Annotated in this window: 17 protein-coding genes; 5 read left to right on the plus strand and 12 right to left on the minus strand. The window is 52.7% G+C overall.

What is annotated here, in order from left to right; translation table 11 throughout:
• The first annotated feature begins 191 nt into the window (after nt 1-191).
• The 3 genes from CRO05_RS00330 (at nt 192) to CRO05_RS00340 (ending at nt 3162) form a co-directional block, all read left to right on the plus strand.
• Complete coding sequence (locus CRO05_RS00330) at nt 192-1745, plus strand: NAD(P)H-hydrate dehydratase (RefSeq protein ID WP_097065330.1); 1554 nt, start codon at nt 192-194, stop codon at nt 1743-1745.
• Nucleotides 1746-1957: 212 nt separating this feature from the next.
• Entirely contained in the window at nt 1958-2560 is a 603-nt protein-coding gene (locus CRO05_RS00335; RefSeq protein ID WP_097065331.1) for a peroxiredoxin, read from the plus strand.
• A gap of 140 nt (nt 2561-2700) precedes the next feature.
• Nucleotides 2701-3162: a bacterioferritin gene (locus tag CRO05_RS00340; RefSeq protein ID WP_097065332.1), complete on the plus strand. Its 462-nt coding sequence runs from the start codon at nt 2701-2703 to the stop codon at nt 3160-3162.
• A 232-nt stretch (nt 3163-3394) separates the two neighbouring features.
• Here CRO05_RS00340 and CRO05_RS00345 read toward each other — a convergent pair whose 3' ends face one another.
• The 12 genes from CRO05_RS00345 to hemP all read right to left on the minus strand — a co-directional run bounded on the left by CRO05_RS00345 (nt 3395) and on the right by hemP (nt 12970).
• Entirely contained in the window at nt 3395-3613 is a 219-nt protein-coding gene (locus CRO05_RS00345; RefSeq protein ID WP_097065333.1) for a hypothetical protein, read from the minus strand.
• Between the two features lie 170 nt (nt 3614-3783).
• Entirely contained in the window at nt 3784-4062 is a 279-nt protein-coding gene (locus CRO05_RS15260) for a hypothetical protein (protein WP_143860869.1), read from the minus strand.
• Nucleotides 4063-4212: 150 nt separating this feature from the next.
• Nucleotides 4213-4677, minus strand: a complete 465-nt coding sequence (locus CRO05_RS00355; protein ID WP_097065335.1) for a hypothetical protein — start codon at nt 4675-4677, stop codon at nt 4213-4215.
• Nucleotides 4674-5288, minus strand: a complete 615-nt coding sequence (locus tag CRO05_RS00360; RefSeq protein WP_200814292.1) for an acyl-homoserine-lactone synthase — start codon at nt 5286-5288, stop codon at nt 4674-4676. The genes CRO05_RS00355 and CRO05_RS00360 overlap by 4 nt, the downstream gene beginning before the upstream one ends.
• A 699-nt stretch (nt 5289-5987) precedes the next feature.
• Nucleotides 5988-8129, minus strand: coding sequence for a TonB-dependent siderophore receptor (locus CRO05_RS00365; protein WP_235001225.1), 2142 nt, complete (start codon nt 8127-8129; stop codon nt 5988-5990).
• 206 nt (nt 8130-8335) lie between these two features.
• Nucleotides 8336-9028, minus strand: coding sequence for a PepSY-associated TM helix domain-containing protein (locus tag CRO05_RS00370; RefSeq protein ID WP_235001226.1), 693 nt, complete (start codon nt 9026-9028; stop codon nt 8336-8338).
• Nucleotides 9029-9111: 83 nt separating this feature from the next.
• Complete coding sequence (locus CRO05_RS00375) at nt 9112-9774, minus strand: DUF4198 domain-containing protein (RefSeq protein ID WP_097065338.1); 663 nt, start codon at nt 9772-9774, stop codon at nt 9112-9114.
• A gap of 96 nt (nt 9775-9870) precedes the next feature.
• On the minus strand, nt 9871-10863 hold the full coding sequence (locus CRO05_RS00380) for a multicopper oxidase domain-containing protein (protein WP_235001227.1): 993 nt from the start codon (nt 10861-10863) through the stop codon (nt 9871-9873).
• 101 nt (nt 10864-10964) lie between these two features.
• Nucleotides 10965-11948: a DUF2325 domain-containing protein gene (locus CRO05_RS00385; RefSeq protein ID WP_097065339.1), complete on the minus strand. Its 984-nt coding sequence runs from the start codon at nt 11946-11948 to the stop codon at nt 10965-10967.
• A 106-nt stretch (nt 11949-12054) separates the two neighbouring features.
• Complete coding sequence (gene bfr, locus CRO05_RS00390) at nt 12055-12519, minus strand: bacterioferritin (RefSeq protein ID WP_097065340.1); 465 nt, start codon at nt 12517-12519, stop codon at nt 12055-12057.
• A gap of 42 nt (nt 12520-12561) precedes the next feature.
• Nucleotides 12562-12756, minus strand: a complete 195-nt coding sequence (locus CRO05_RS00395) for a (2Fe-2S)-binding protein (protein WP_097065341.1) — start codon at nt 12754-12756, stop codon at nt 12562-12564.
• Nucleotides 12757-12784: 28 nt separating this feature from the next.
• A complete protein-coding gene (gene hemP, locus CRO05_RS00400) occupies nt 12785-12970 on the minus strand; it encodes a hemin uptake protein HemP (RefSeq protein WP_097065342.1) in 186 nt (61 codons plus the stop codon).
• A gap of 311 nt (nt 12971-13281) precedes the next feature.
• On the opposite strand from hemP, the gene CRO05_RS00405 reads away from it, so the two are divergent.
• Nucleotides 13282-14103 (plus strand): ABC transporter permease, encoded by an 822-nt coding sequence (locus tag CRO05_RS00405; RefSeq protein WP_097065343.1) that lies wholly within the window; start codon nt 13282-13284, stop codon nt 14101-14103.
• Entirely contained in the window at nt 14093-15577 is a 1485-nt protein-coding gene (locus CRO05_RS00410) for an ABC transporter ATP-binding protein (RefSeq protein ID WP_097065344.1), read from the plus strand. The genes CRO05_RS00405 and CRO05_RS00410 overlap by 11 nt, the downstream gene beginning before the upstream one ends.
• Nucleotides 15578-15589 lie beyond the last annotated feature (12 nt).

Raw genomic sequence — 15589 nt, forward strand, 5'->3', positions numbered from 1 at the left:
AGGCGTTGCCATCACAAAGCCAAACCAAAGCTAAACAATAGCCAATCCTGTCGGTCGACAGACTGAAAACACGAGGTTTTCACGTGGATGCAATACAGCCGTAACCTGCCGATTGACCTAAAAGACATTTGAGCAGGACTCAGGCGGAGAAAAGTGGGATTTATGCAGAGACGCCCCCATAAAACGATAGCATGAGCTCACCAGAACATAATTCCACCGCCATTTACTCTACCGCGGAGATTCGCGAAATCGAGCGGTTTGCTGCTGCGTTACCCAATCGCCCCCTCCTGATGGAAAAAGCCGGTCTGGCGGCTGCCGAAGTTGCGCGAGACAAGCTGCTAATCCAGGACAGAATCAGAGTGCTGGTGTTGGCGGGACCTGGGAACAACGGTGGTGATGCTTTTGTCGTTGCCCGCTATCTGAACGCCTGGTGGTACAAGGTCACGCTGGTGTTTACCGGGGAGCGCGCGAGGCTGTCGGATGACGCGAAGCAAATGCTGGATGCGTGGCTTGCCGCAGGGGGAGAAATACTATCGGAAATCCCTGGCGGCAAAATATGGGATGCGGTGATAGATGGTTTGTTCGGTATTGGCCTTGACCATCGAGAGGGCCGGGAACTGACGGGTCGATATCTCTCCCTGATCCATGCAATTAACAGCATGAAGCTGCCGGTGCTCGCGCTGGACATCCCGAGCGGTCTGGGCAGCGATACAGGAAATGTCCGCGGCGCAGCCATCAGGGCTGCCATGACAGTCACGTTCATTGGCCTGAAACCTGGCCTCTTGACTCATCAGGGTCCCGACTATTGTGGGGAAATTTTTCTGCGCGACCTCGATCTTGATGTGTCGTCCCTATCGTCCCCCCGGTTAAATGAGGCACCCAGTTCGTGGGTGGTGGATCACGCTTACGCTCAAAAATTGCTGCCGCCGCCTCGTCCTGCCAATAGTCATAAGGGCATGTTTGGCAGCATCGGCGTAATCGGCGGATCGGCGGGAATGGTCGGGGCGGCACTTCTCGCTGGAACTGCGGCATTGAAGCTAGGCGCGGGCCGTGTGTATCTCGGCTTGATTGCCGGCGATGCGCTCAGCGTAGACATGGCACACCCCGAGTTGATGCTGCGACCGATCCACGAATTATTCAAGCTGGGTCATCTGAACTGCCTGGTTGTCGGTCCCGGACTGGGATCCGGGCCTGATGCTTGCTTCTGGCTAAGTTGTGCGCTGGAATCGGACCTGCCGCTAGTGCTGGATGCCGACGCTTTAAATCTTATCGCGGTCCATTCCAGAGTCGCAGATTTGCTGCGGAAACGATTGCACGAACGTAAGGCTCCCTCCATTCTCACGCCTCATCCGGCCGAAGCCGCACGCTTGCTGAATACGGATATCTCCACGATTCAAGGTGACCGCATGGGCGCCGCAGCGGACCTGGTAGAGAACTTCAACTGCTGTGTAGTGTTAAAAGGCGCCGGCAGCATTTGCGCTGTACCGGCCGGCAAACGGTATATCAGTATTAGCGGTAATCCGGGCTTGAGCAGCGCTGGCACGGGCGATATATTGTCCGGCATCGCCGGTGCTTTCCTGGCACAAGGATTAAGTCCGGAAAATGCGCTGTTGCTGTCGGTTTATCTGCACGGCGCGGCAGCCGACGTATTGCAGGCACACCATGGCGGCCCGATAGGAATGATTGCTTCCGAAATTCCCGATGCGGCGCGCGATCTATTGAACCGGTGGATTTACAATTTTTAATTCCGCACACTGCTTCTCACGGGAACCCGCAAATGTTATGCGGTGCGCCGCACAGATGAGAGCACAGGATATGGAGTATAAAAATGTGATAGTTGATCCGGTAAAACAGTTAAAAAACTCCAGGAAAAAGATAGACTATGGAGGCCGAGTCGCATACTTATTGAAAACGTGGAACACACGGCGATTTCAACCGATCAAATAGGAGAATGTAAATGTCTGTACTTGTTACGCGTATCGCACCTGACTTTACCAAACCTGCTGTTATGGCGGATGGCACCATCAACGATGCTTTCAACTTTCATGCTGAAATTGCAGGCAAATATGCGGTGCTATTTTTCTATCCGCTGGATTTCACATTTGTCTGCCCCTCGGAAATCCTCGCCCACTCCCACCGGGTGGAAGAGTTCCACAAACGAAACGTGGAGGTAATCGGCGTTTCGGTGGACTCCCAGTTCACCCATTATGCCTGGCGCAATACTGCGGTGGACAAGGGCGGCATCGGTCCGGTTGGCATTACCTTGGTATCCGACGTGGGGGGAGAAATCATGCACGCATATGGCATCAGTCATCCGGATCATGTTGCTCTGCGGGCATCTTTCCTGATCGACAAAACGGGCGTAGTGCGTCACCAGGTGGTCAACGACCTCCCACTGGGGCGCGATGTGGACGAAATGCTGCGCATGGTCGACGCATTGCAGTTTCATGAGAGTCACGGTGAAGTCTGCCCTGCCGGCTGGAAAGCAGGCGACCCCGGCATAAAACCGAGTCCTGCAGGTGTTGCCGAATATCTTGACACTCATGGCGAGACCCTGTGAAGGGCCGCCAGCCTTTCCATAAAGGCTGAGAAGCAAGAAAGGCGGCGCCGAGTCGATGAACTGCGCGCATGCAGCGCGTTGTGGTTTACGAGACAATCCGTTCCCACTCTGCAACTCCTGCCATTGCAAAGGAGAAACTCATGAACTTCGATAAAGACAAGGCAATCGCACTACTGAACAAGATCATGGAACTGGAGCTTGCCGGTGTGGTGCGTTATACGCATTATTCATTGATGGTCTATGGCTACAACCGCATTCCAGTGGTGGAATGGCTTCAGAAACAGGCGGAAGAGGGATTGCTGCATGCGCATAAAGCAGGTGAACTCGTTACTCTGCTGGGCGGTTATCCTTCGCTTGCCATTGGACCTTTGCTGGAGAAGCATCACCAGGACATTGGCGATATCCTGAGGGAGTCGCTGGCGCACGAAAGCGAGTCATGTGCAGCTTACTACCAGTTGCTGGAACTGACTCAAGGTAAATCGGTACTGCTGGAGGATTATGCCCGGAGCCTCATCGTCGAGGAGGAGATGCATGCCGACGAAGTCAATAAGATGCTGCGCAGGACGGGTAAAACAGGCGTGTACGAGGTCCCGAAGAGTTAAAGTTAATCCCACGGCGTTACAGATTCGATCGCCAACGCGCGAGGGTTGCGGGTGCAATTTCTGCAAATTGGGGGACCGATTCTCGCAGCGGTTCCGGAAAGAATACTTTTTGGAGGCAGGGACGACCGCCGTTTCCAATTTGCTTTCGGGAAGCAAGACGGCAATATCTCCACCCCGCTGGTCGCCTGACAGCTAAAGCCGGCTGCAAGTGAAATGCGGGTATTCGTCCGGCTTATTCGTCGCTTCGCGTTTCATTGTAAACCATGCCGCTCAACTGAATCATCAGATCAATTTCGTTTTCTTCTTCATCCAGGATCTGGTCGGATTCATAAGACTCCATCAGCGAGCATATGGCGTCAACGTCGTTCATATCGACTGCCGGTGATAGATGATCGGGTTGTAACGCAACCTCGGCCAAGTTCATGTCCGCCGCTTTAATACGGATGGTCATTCAAGAATGCACTATGCACGAATGCCGGACATCGGGCGTTGTCCCTGGCGAAATCTGTCGTCGGGCTTCTGAACAGCCCGACATTGAGGCGGGGAGGAGAGGAAACAGGACCGCCGGGAAAAGACATCTTCGGGGTGCTGCTCGGGCTGAAATGAGACATCACCTGAATCTCATCCAAACCGCTTTTTTTTACTTCTTACCCGTGGTGCGATAGCAGGGTAGAGCCGCGACTCAATACCACTTGGCACATGGAGAGTGCCAGAGCGATTCACCGTGTGGCCGTCACCCAAGGCTACATCCTTACATACTGCGGGGGTGGGAGTTGGCTCTGGAGCTGAGGCGAAGTCGCCGCCGGGCGATGCGGCGCATCCTTGCCCGGTATTGCTGGCCCGGGTGATTTTCTCGACCGCAGAGAACGGCATCATTAATGCAGGTAGCCTGGATTTCACGTTTGCCTCCTATCATGAACGAATATGGCCAAATTATTCCTGAAAGCTGATCAGCATGCTCAGGCTACCCGCAGCAGATGGCGTTCCCATGACAGTTTTATGAAATTTTTAAAACAGTCGTTCTGATCCGCCCCCCGGTGCGTTTTACGTTCAACCCGCATTTCGTTCCGCTCCCGAATATTCAAACGTCACCGGCTCCAGTAATGGTCGCTCGCAGTCATCACGCATCAATGCGGCAGTCTCTCCCAATGCGATCTCCCGCAAGCGGCAGCGCATGTTCAGAGACCCGTTGCCCGATTCAAAAACACCACAGGTATGCAAGGGGCCGCTGCTGCGATCATAACCTTCGGAGACTACATGAGACCCCACGTTGTTCATTACCGCCACCGGTAGATGAGGATAGCGCCGCCTTGCTTCCCGTATCCACTGCAACAGAGTCACCTGCTGGGTACAGTCGTGCACTGCCCCGTCGACGACCACCATATCGTAGGCTTCCAGGTCCGGCTCAGGGAAGCTGTCCAGCGACTTCCGCTCCAGTCTGTGTTTTGATTTCTCAAGTAACAGTTGCAGAATTTGCCGGGTGTCCTGTCTTTCTCCAACCAATAGAATATTCATGCCGCTTTCCTTTGCGCTTCTTCCGGAAGGGTGCCGAACAAGGCAAATTCCGTAATCGCGTCTATTTCGATATAACACGCTACGGTCAGGACCCGGCCGATCTTGATGGGTGCGCCCAGCCTTGCGACATTGACGCCGAGTTTGCGTATCAACCTCTCCACGGCAACCGTCGTAACGGTTACGTAACGCTTGATCTTGTTATGCCGTGCGAAGAGGAATAAGGTTTGCATCATTTTTACCGGAATATCGCTGAAGCCGAATCCGGCACTTTCGTATTTCGGAACCGTTACCGCGAAGCGGCTCAATTCCCATACGTCGGGCTGTTGTGGTGCGGGTTGCCCGTGCAGTAATTGAGGAAAAGTGTCCTTTAACATGTTGGGCCCCATGGTAGGCAGCAGTCGCCAGCAACCCAGCACCTCATCTTCATCGCCCTTCGCCAGAACATAGACCGGATTTGCATGGTCGAATTCGTCGTGCTCCATTCCGTTATCCGTCGTAACTTCCCAGCCCAGCCTGTCATGAAAAACTTCGTGTCTCAGCCGGTACATTCCCATTGCCGCCTGTTGATCCAGCGAGCCGTTTCCATGTTGCGCAAGCATAATCTGTCCCATTTTTTGCACCCGTCGGTTGTTTATGACGGTGCTATGAGACAACGGAACCAGAATCCAGAATAGCTGTAAAATCTTACAGGACCAAATGGACTATATCGGCTTAAATCCTTGCCTGGAGCGGCTTTCACGTGTCAGCACAAGGTCCTGTCAACCAGCGTTTTTCCGATTAATTCCTGCTGGAAACCTAATGCAGATGAAGTATTTTTTGCGTGCTCTTATTACACTTGCACATTTAGCCTTCCGCTCGGGGGAATATATAAACATCATATTGGAAGATTGAAGGCAACGGTCAAGACAAGCCCAAGAGGACATGTCTGGCGCAAGCGTATTGATCGCTGGTAGAAACCTTTTTCGCACCGGACGGTGAACGGGACGGTGCGCTTAAAAGATGTTCTCTAATCCACGAGAAAATACGCTGGACGCCACCATCCGGGCTTTGATCCGGAATAATTCAAGCCGAACCAACGGTGGCCTTGCCAGTATGAGGTTTGCAAGTGCTTGCCGATCGATGGAGCTTATGGAGGTTTCGGGTCCATTTCAGGCAAATGAACCACTTTCGGCAGGGGGCGGAAGCGGATAGTGCGGTGCGACGGCGCGCCGCTATGCCAGGAAGGACGCGCCCGTGGCTCGGTCAGCCTCAGGCATGGGGACGGGGAGTCACCAATGCAACTTCCCGTCCGACATCGTCAAAATCGATTTTTAATTGAAATTGAAGCGGATAGAACCGAACGCGCTAAGTGGATTACCGGGCAATGCACCGGCAAATGTAGGATTGGTGAAATAGGTTTTATCCGTCAGGTTTTTTATGTTGACGGCGAGATCGACCTTTTTGATGCGATAGGAAACAGCAGCGTCGAGCACGACATAAGAGGGCACCTTGAGAAGGTTCAGGCTGTCGGCATAGGCATCTCCCTTGTATGTAACCCCAAAACCAAACATCAAACCCCGCGCAAGGCCGCTTTGTATCTGGTAGGTGGACCACAAGTGGCCCATGTGGGTGGCAACCCCGGTTGGCCGGTTTCCGAAAACGCTTCCTGTAACCCCAAGCACAGAATTGCTGACGACGTTACCTGCTCGCGTTTCGGGATCCATCCATACCCCGTTGCCTATAATGCTCAAGCCGTTAACCGGACGCACGCCGAGCGACACTTCTACCCCGCGCGTTCGATCTTTTCCGTCCTGAGTTGCTATACCGCCGGAACCCGGCAGGATGACAAAATAATTGTTGCGGCTGGTTTGAAACAAAGCCACGTTCAAGTCGGCTTTGCCATCCAGAAACATGGTTTTTGCACCCACTTCTATCTGATCCGAGGTTTCAGGCGCCGTGGATAGCGCTTGGGATTCGGTTGCAAGATTGATGAAGGCGCCGGTGCTATAGCCGGCGTAAAAGGCCAAATTTTTAGTGGGCTGGTAGACACCGCCTGTGGAATAGGTCGTCAGGGATTTCGTCTGCACTATTTCCCGATATCCATAATTGCCGGAAACGAGTTGAAAACCCTTGTCGCTGTACTGCACGAGGTCGTTTCGGATACCGAGGCGGAGCTTGAACTGGTCAGTCAAATCGATCTGATCCTGGGCATAAAACGACGTTTGATCACTGTTGATTCGGCGGTCAAAAGTTTGGGTGCGGCTGACGGCATCATTCAGTGAAGTTTCGAGCACCGGGTTAAAGATGTTTATGGGGGATAGGGCGTAGGTAGCGCGAACAAGATCAATAGCTGTATTTTTGTATTCGAAGCCGCCCAAAAATGTGTGTTTCACCGGACCGGTGGCTGTTTTCCATATAAACTCATTTTGCAATATGGTGTAACCGGCATTATCGAACTGCTGATATGCGGTACGTCCTGTACTTATCCCCGAAATGTTACCCTGATTGCCTCCTGCATTCCGCAACAGCTCCAGCGTCCGCGCATCGTAGACAAATGCCGTACGCATGGTTAACGCATCCGATATTGCCCAGTTATGAGTCAGACCGAGACGATTGATCGTATGATCGGTTTTGTTAAACGCACTGTAATAGCGGGTCTCGCGGGAAACGTTCGCTATATTGGAATTGATATCGAAAAGTATGCCGTAATTATCCGGCTTGATTTTGATCTCCCGATGGTCGAAGTCAACCAGGAGTGTTTTATCAGGTGCAATACGCCAGATGAAGCTGGGGGAAGCCTCGACAATATTGCGCTCCAGCCCCCGGAAACCATCGGTATGCTCCATATTGGCAATCAGGCGACCTGCAACGTTCGGTATATAAGGGATCGCGCCGGTCACGTCCACATACCCGTTGCGCGTCCCGAAACTGCCCAACATGGTGCCTGCGGACAAGCCAAAATCGTTTCGCGGCTTCATTGTGATCATGTTGATACTGCCGCCGGGTCCGGCCACGCCAAACAGTGCCGAGCCAGGACCTTTTAATACTTCGATACGATCAACATCGTACATGGTGCGGAAATAGTTGTTTTGGTGGCTCCCATCGGGAATATTGTCGCGCAAAAAGCTCAGTGATAATCCGCGCGAAGTGAAAGCGTTCGCGAACCCATAGCCCCCGCCCATGTGAGGTTGAACACTGCTGACGTTGCGCATGGCGTCGTTCATTTCGATTACACCCTGCTCTTTCAGTACGGCGGCCGGCACGACGGCAATGCTGGCGGGGATATCGCGCGATGGCGTGTCTGTCTTGCTGCCTGTCGTCGCCACATCCTCGATTGTGCCGGGACGGACCCGGCCAGTCGTAATCTTGATTTCCGGCAATGCGGCGCCTCTTCCCGCTGCGGCAGCACTATCCTGGGCTACGGCATCCAGCGGCGTTAATATCCATGCTCCAAATATGGGTATTAGACCCATACGAGCGTATCTCAATCTGAATCCTGACAAATGTTTCATTGAAAAAAGCCTCGGTTTTTTTTAATTGTTGGCGGGCTAGAAGCGACGAGGCTTTGGCTGGCTGGCTATGAATGTCTTTTCCCGTAGAACAGGGCGGAAGAGTGTAATTTACATGGTGTCGTTCTGCCTCAATTTTCGATCCTGCGATAAACCGGAGACGGATAACATTACGATAACGATAGGGTTGTGAACATAAGAACCACGGCAGCAGTGAGGGTAGTGCCAACCAATCCTGCTGCCAGAAGCCGAGTGCCGTGCAGACGGCTCCACAGCAATGTGCCGGTTATTGCGAGCACCAGCAGGCCTCCGGCCAATGTGTCAGTGAGCAATATCCATACATTGGACATCCCGCTGCCCTTGTGGAAGTTGGCCAGAGTCGCCCAGGCGTTGGCCTCCTTTTTCTCGACATGTGCATCTGTATCGCCCTGCCAGTATTCCGCGTTCAGGCTGAGATCGGGAGCGGTGAGCGTAATACGCCAGTTTTCCGGCTGTATCACCTGGCCACCACCCCACGGGACCGGCCCGCCGGGTTTTTTCTGAATGCGGGATTTGGCATGGGGCAGTTTGAATTTCACGCGCAGCCATGCTTCCAATGCCTCGGGCGACTGGAGGCTGCCGATTGGCGGAGCGAGCGTATGGCGAGTTTCATGCTGTGCCGCGAGGGGAATTTTCATCTCGCTGCGGTGGTTAAGCAAAATGCCGGATGTGCCAAACAGCAAACCCAGCGCCGCTCCCCATAACCCCATCCAGGCGTGCGTACGGCGCAGCCAGACAAGAAAACGGCCGCGCTTCATCCCATGCGACAAGAACAGGTAACCGCGCGGTTCTGAAACAGGACGTGTCAGGGGGGGATGGGGCATGCTTTGCACAGTTGGTGCAGCTAGCGCAGGTCCCGTAGTTCCCGCAGTTTCCGCAGTTCCTTGTACACCGGATTGCAGAGTGCTCATTTATAGAGGCTAAGCGTAGCCTTATGGCTTTCGACAGCGTATGCCTTGCCGTCGAATTCCCCCGGCTTGTTCATCTCGTATTTCGCTTCGACCACATAGAGGCCCGGCTCCAGAAGCGTAAACGTTGCCTCCCCTTTCTCGTCCGTACGCAGATGCTTCTCCCAACCGTTTGGTGCGATAACAACAATCTCAGCCTTGGGCACGGGTTTGCCCATGAAGGTCAACCGCAGCAGGTTGCCGGTATCCTGGATATCGAGCGGCAAACTGCCGCCTTTGCCCAGGCGTGCATAGAGAAACCGTCTGTACGTAGGAGAAGGGATTTCGCCCTGCGGCTCGCGTATGGATTGCTTGAGCGCCTGCACCAATACTGTAGCACCTGCGGTACTGGCCCCTTGAGGTATCGAAAAGTAATTGGACTCGCGGCTTGCTTCGACCAGTTTTTCGACCCCGTTCTTATCGATCAAGGCTACCCTCGGATCAATGATGCTATCGAGCCGACCGGGTGAGGTTTCACGCAAATTCTCGGGATATTCGCCGAAATAAAGCTTGGTGGCGGCATTGTCACCTTCCAGCCACAATGCATGGGCTGCCACGTTGAAGCTAAGCAAGGCGCCGACAATAGCCGCACTGCAAACAGGGATAATTTGGCTGAGTTTCATTAAGCTTTTTTCCTTTTTAATTGTTTAAATAGAAACGGGGGTTACTCGAAATGGATTACTCGAAGTGGGTTACTTTGAGTGCTTGCATCCAGTTGTTCATGGCAGGACTCGCCAGCGGGTGGACATCCCGGCCATCATGTGGTCATCGACGTGACAGTGGAGCAGCCAGTTGCCCGCCGACCGCGGGACCATGTCCACCGATGTCATGCTGGCGGGTAAAACTTCAACAACATCTGTCCGGCGTCCGTGATCGAGTACGGTCTGCGCATGCCAGTGCACGGTATGATTGTCGGTTTCGTTGCCCAGCGCGACGACATGCCAGCGGACGCGCTTCCCGAGGGTGGTTTCATAGCCTTGCAGATTGCCGAAAATACGGCCGTTGATTGTGTGCTTCATCCCGCTTTCTTCCCCGCCCTCTTCATTAAAAATCATGAAAAGAGTGGTAAGTTCCTGGTCAACGTCGCGCGGCGCGGGATCGGATGCTGAACGCGCCATGTCCTGCCGTGTGATGACAATGGTGCCGACCAGGCCAAGATTCGCTTCTTCCTCTTCCCTTACATGCGAGTGGTAAAGCCAGACGATCGACGAAGGATCTGTCGGCCCAGGTCCCGCCGCTTCGTCGGCTACCCAGGTGTAGGTGAAAGATTTACCGGGAGGTACGCCGGCGCCCGCACCGGAGCCGTCCGCACCCTCGCTGTTTTTGTCGTAAAACATCCCATGCGGGTGCATGGAAAGAGGCCTGTCCGTTTTATTCAGAAAATGAACCTTGATGGTATCGCCCACGACAGCTCTAATCTGGGGGCCCAGAATTCCCATCCATTGCGGATGTGGCGTCGGCTTGGTATAACTCCCGTCCGTGTAACCTATATAACGATATTTAGGGTACGTGAGCGTTGTTCCCCAGACCCCGAGCCCGTGATCGGGCTTGATCAGGTTTTTTCCCGAAGGCGCGTAGTTCCAGAGGGTTTTTTCCGCCGCTATCCAGTATTCCCTTACCGCCGCTTGCGCCGCCTGTACTGGAAACCACATCCAGCACGCTATGACCAACGCTATCTGTGCAGTAATTCTGGCTGCATTACCGGAATTCATTTTTTCTCCATATCTCATTATCGTTATCGCAAAGTTATTATATTTACAGAGTGGGCGAAGCGAAGCGCAACTCATCGTCTCCTGCAAGATAACTGCTTATCTCAGGGGGTGGCCATAGAAAGTTTGCCGTGCCCTGGGGGTGAAGCGGCTAATGCAGACAATGTGGCAACCCCCTTGCAAAAAGTGGGCAGGCCGGAACGGTCGAGCAATACGCAGGGCTTGCCCGACCGTTTACAGTAGCGCTTTACAGTAAAATAAGTGTAGTGGTTTACGCAATCGACTGGACAAACCACCATATCGGCATGGGCCAGCAGTGCGGGAAGATGATCAGCGCCATTTCGCGGGCTGCGATAGATGAGTAAATTACCGCCGGAAGTCTCCACGACCCGGCGGTATGCGGGATACAGCGCGGCGCGCCCGCCTACGCACAGCACGCAACGTCCGGCGAGATCAAAGCCTTGACACGCCCCTGCTTGTGTCTCATCGCAGGTGTTGCGATACTGTCCGGACTCTGCGGTGTGAGCTGTGTCAGCCGGGGCAGAGACCTTGACCAGTGGAATCCAATCCGTTTCGCCTGTTGCGGGGGTGGGAGGTACAAGGCGAGCTTTGGCATCGGCTAATTCGCGCTCAAGTAAATCAATACGCTCGAGCAGCGCTTGCTGATTGTTGGCTGATTTCAATTCGGCAATGCGAGATTCGCTTTTCCCGAGGCGGGCTGTCCTGGTCAGCCCCGCGCGCCCTATGAAGGGAGCCTTCATGTCGGTCCCGAAAAACCGTTTAATGAGGCCGCCTAACTTCTTTTCCAGCAGTGCCTGTATGCGGCTGGCGAAAGAGTTATTGAGGGTGTGGGAACTGGGGGAACCGGGGGAACTGTGAGCATTATCGGGCTGATTGCGCCCCGCCCCGCTAATCGCGTCTCGTCCCAGGGTGTATAGCAGATAAGCGGATATGGCATCTACACCACGAAGACAAGCGCGCAGCATAACGTCGGGGCGAGGTGCTTCTGCAATCGGAAAAGAGGCTGCGGCGCCTGCGGCTGCGGAGGCCGCGACGTTCGCTGAGGTCGTTGTGTCAAGCTGTTCCACAGCCCATACTCCGAAGCAAGGCAGAAAAAAAAGCTGGCTTGCCCTGGCATGGGCTGGCTGGCTAAAAAGCCGCTGGATGAGGAGCAACCAGCGGCAACGGATATTTTTACATCTGGCTTTGCAGCCAGTTTTGAATACCGACCTTCTGCATGACGTCCAGCTGCGTTTCCAGCCAGTCAATATGTTCTTCGGTATCCTCCAGAATTTCCTTGAAAAGCTCTCGCGACACGTAATCCTTGGCTGCTTCACAGGCGGCAATACCGCTGAGCAAAGTCTCGCGTGAAACCATTTCGAGCTTGAGGTCGCAATCAACGCACTCTTCAGCCTTTTCACCAATCAGGAGCTTGCCGAGTTCTTGCAGGTTGGGCAATCCTTCCAAAAAAAGGATACGCTCTATCAGTGCATCGGCATGCTTCATTTCCTCTATGGACTCTTCGTATTCTTTCTTGCCCAGGCTGCTGAACCCCCAGTTTTTATACATGCGGGCGTGAAGAAAATATTGATTGATGGCCGTCAATTCATGTTGTAACTGCCGGTTTAACCATTGGATGATGTCTGCGCTGCTTTTCATGTTGTGCCTCCTCAGGCGAGAATCTCGAATAAACGAGTGGGTTTATGTGGGATGATGTTGCGTCAAGGTTTTTTGCATCAGTGCTTTTTCCAGCACCTCCTTGGCGTGACACGCACATATTCCGCATTGCTCGCTCACGCCCAGGCAGGTCTTTAAATCCCGCATTCGATCGGCGCCCTGGCGGACAGCTTCACGGATTGCGGTATCGGTAACACCTTTGCAGACACAAATATACATGATGAGCGCCCTAAGTCTACTATTTATACTATTTGGTCAAAATCAACTTACCGTTGCGGGTGCGCCGCAAACGATATTGCTCGCCCTGATGCTGAATAAACACTTCGTCGCCATGCGAAAACAGGGTATCGCTGTAGATGCGCCTTGTCCGATCCACCATGACGAACTTCTGTTTATCGGCGTTGGTTTCCGGAACTGTGAGTAAATTATCCATTTGGGTCACTTCCGCAATTATTAATGAGAATGATTCGTAATTATATTCAAGTTTCAACGAAAAGCAAGCGTGTACGAAAAAATATTTGTATGGTTACTTTTGGGAGTTGATGAAGTTGATGGGCCGATGGGTAGTCGTAGATGAAGCGGCAGGGGAATTGCCTGTCTCAAGAGCTGAACTTTTCCGGTGGCAACCGGAAAGTTAACCGCGAAAGTTAACTTGAATGGGGTAAAATCTTTTTGTTATGCTGTGTCTGCGGCGGCAGTAATACAGTAATACGCTAGTACAGCCAAATCCTCTATATCCAAGTCATGCAAAACTTCCCCATCTTGCCGCGTGAAATGGCGGCAAGCCTTTGGCGTAATAGAGACTTGATCGCCGCACTTGTAAAGCGCGAAGTCATAGGACGCTATCGGGGTTCTGTGATGGGTCTCGCCTGGTCTTTCTTCAATCCCCTGCTCATGCTCGTAATTTATACGTTTGTATTTTCGGTCGTATTTAAAGCACGCTGGGGCGTAGGGGTAGAAGAAACTAAAGCCGATTTCGCCATTATTCTGTTTGTCGGCATGATTGTGCACGGACTGTTTGCGGAATGTGTCAATCGTGCCCCTGCACTGATTCTATCGAATGTCAATTATGTAAAAAAAGTTATTTTTCCGCTGGAGATACTCCCCTGGGTCGCCTTTGGCTCCGCACTGTTCCATACGGCCATCAGCGTTGGTGTGCTATTGCTTGCACAGCTGATACTAAGCCACCAGATTCCGTGGACCGTGGTTCTTTTTCCCCTCGTCCTGCTTCCGATGGTATTTATTGCGATGGGGTTTGCCTGGTTTCTTGCATCATTCGGCGTATTCATGCGGGACGTCGGACAAATAACAGGAGTGTTCACTACCGTATTATTATTTGCTTCGCCCGTGTTCTATCCTTTAAGCATCTTGCCAGCCAAATATCAAGGCTGGCTGCAACTTAACCCGCTTGCTTTTATCATTGAGGAAGGGCGAAAAGTGCTCGTTTTTGGGCAACTGCCCGACATCGGGCAATGGGGGGTCATGATGGTAGTTGGGATGTTGACCGCTTGGGCTGGTTTCGCGTGGTTTCAGAAAACCCGTAAGGGATTTGCAGATGTTCTCTGAAACCAACAACATCTCGGAACCAGCAGCTATTTCATCGCGTCTTCAGCTAGAAACGCAAGAACAGCAGGATGGAGAGGAAAGAGATGGGGCTGAAAGAGCAACAATGGATTTCCGTCACATTGCCACATCCACCGATATAGCAATAAATGTCCGGAACGTTTCCAAGTGCTATCAAATATATGACGCACCCCGCGACCGTCTCAAGCAGTTTATCGCGCCGCGCCTGCAGCGCCTCTTAAGGCGGTCGCCCAAACAGTATTTTCGCGAATTCTGGGCGCTAAGGGATATTTCGCTTGAAATCAGAAAAGGCGAGACCGTGGGCATCATCGGACGCAACGGCTCAGGCAAATCGACTCTGCTGCAAATCATCTGCGGTACTCTCGCGCCTTCTGCCGGCAGCGTGGAAACCAAGGGCCGTATTGCTGCCCTTTTGGAGCTAGGCTCGGGATTCAACCCCGAGTTTACAGGGCGAGAAAATGTATATATGAACGGCGCTGTGCTCGGGTTAAATACCGAAGAAATCGATGAACGTTTTGATTCCATCGTATCATTTGCTGATATTGGCCAGTTTATTGATCAACCCGTTAAGACCTATTCCAGCGGCATGTCGGTACGCCTCGCCTTCGCCGTACAGGCACAGATAGATCCCGATATTCTTATTGTAGATGAAGCGCTCTCTGTTGGAGATGCAAAATTCCAGACCAAGTGCTTCACCCGTCTGAAACAACTCAAGGAGCGCGGCACAAGTATTTTGATTGTCACTCACGCAAGTGAGCAAATAGTGACGCATTGCTCCTCCGCTATCTTGCTGAATAGCGGCGTGCAGCTTGAAACGGGCGAGCCCCGGCGAGTAGTAAACCGTTACATGGATTTGCTATTCGGTAAAGAAAAATGTGATATCGCCACCCCACGAGTGCAGCCAGGCGAACGTGCACAAGCTGCTAACAGAACTAAAGCTGCATATCAACTAAACGAAGCAAAGGACGTCTTTGCCAATCGACCGGGATATAATTCCCACGAATACCGTTGGGGTGATGGCACAGCGTCTATTCTCGATTTTTATCTGGCTGCAGACGACGAGGCCTATCCCTCAGCAATTACTGCAGGACAAAGAGTCACGCTGGCGATAGCGGTGAAATTTCACTGCAACATGCTGCGCCCCATGTTAGGCATCACAATCAAAACAAAGGATGGCGTAACGGTGTCCGGCACCAATTCGGAGATAGCCGGGCTTCGGGATCTGCACGTGCTTTTGAAAGCAGGATCAGTAATTTACGTCGAGTCCGATTTTAGATGCGGACTTGGTCCAGGTGATTATTTTATTTCCCTGGGCGTTGTTACGCGGGAAAATGACGAAATCATCCCGCATGATCGGCGCTATGACTCCATACATTTTGTTGTTCAACCGCACAACAGGTTTTACGGCCTTGCTGATCTTGAATTTAACATGGCTGTTACCGAGATATCAGTGTGAGCCCAGTTATTG

It is taken from the genome of Nitrosovibrio sp. Nv4, assembly GCF_900215485.1.
Taxonomy (GTDB): domain Bacteria; phylum Pseudomonadota; class Gammaproteobacteria; order Burkholderiales; family Nitrosomonadaceae; genus Nitrosospira.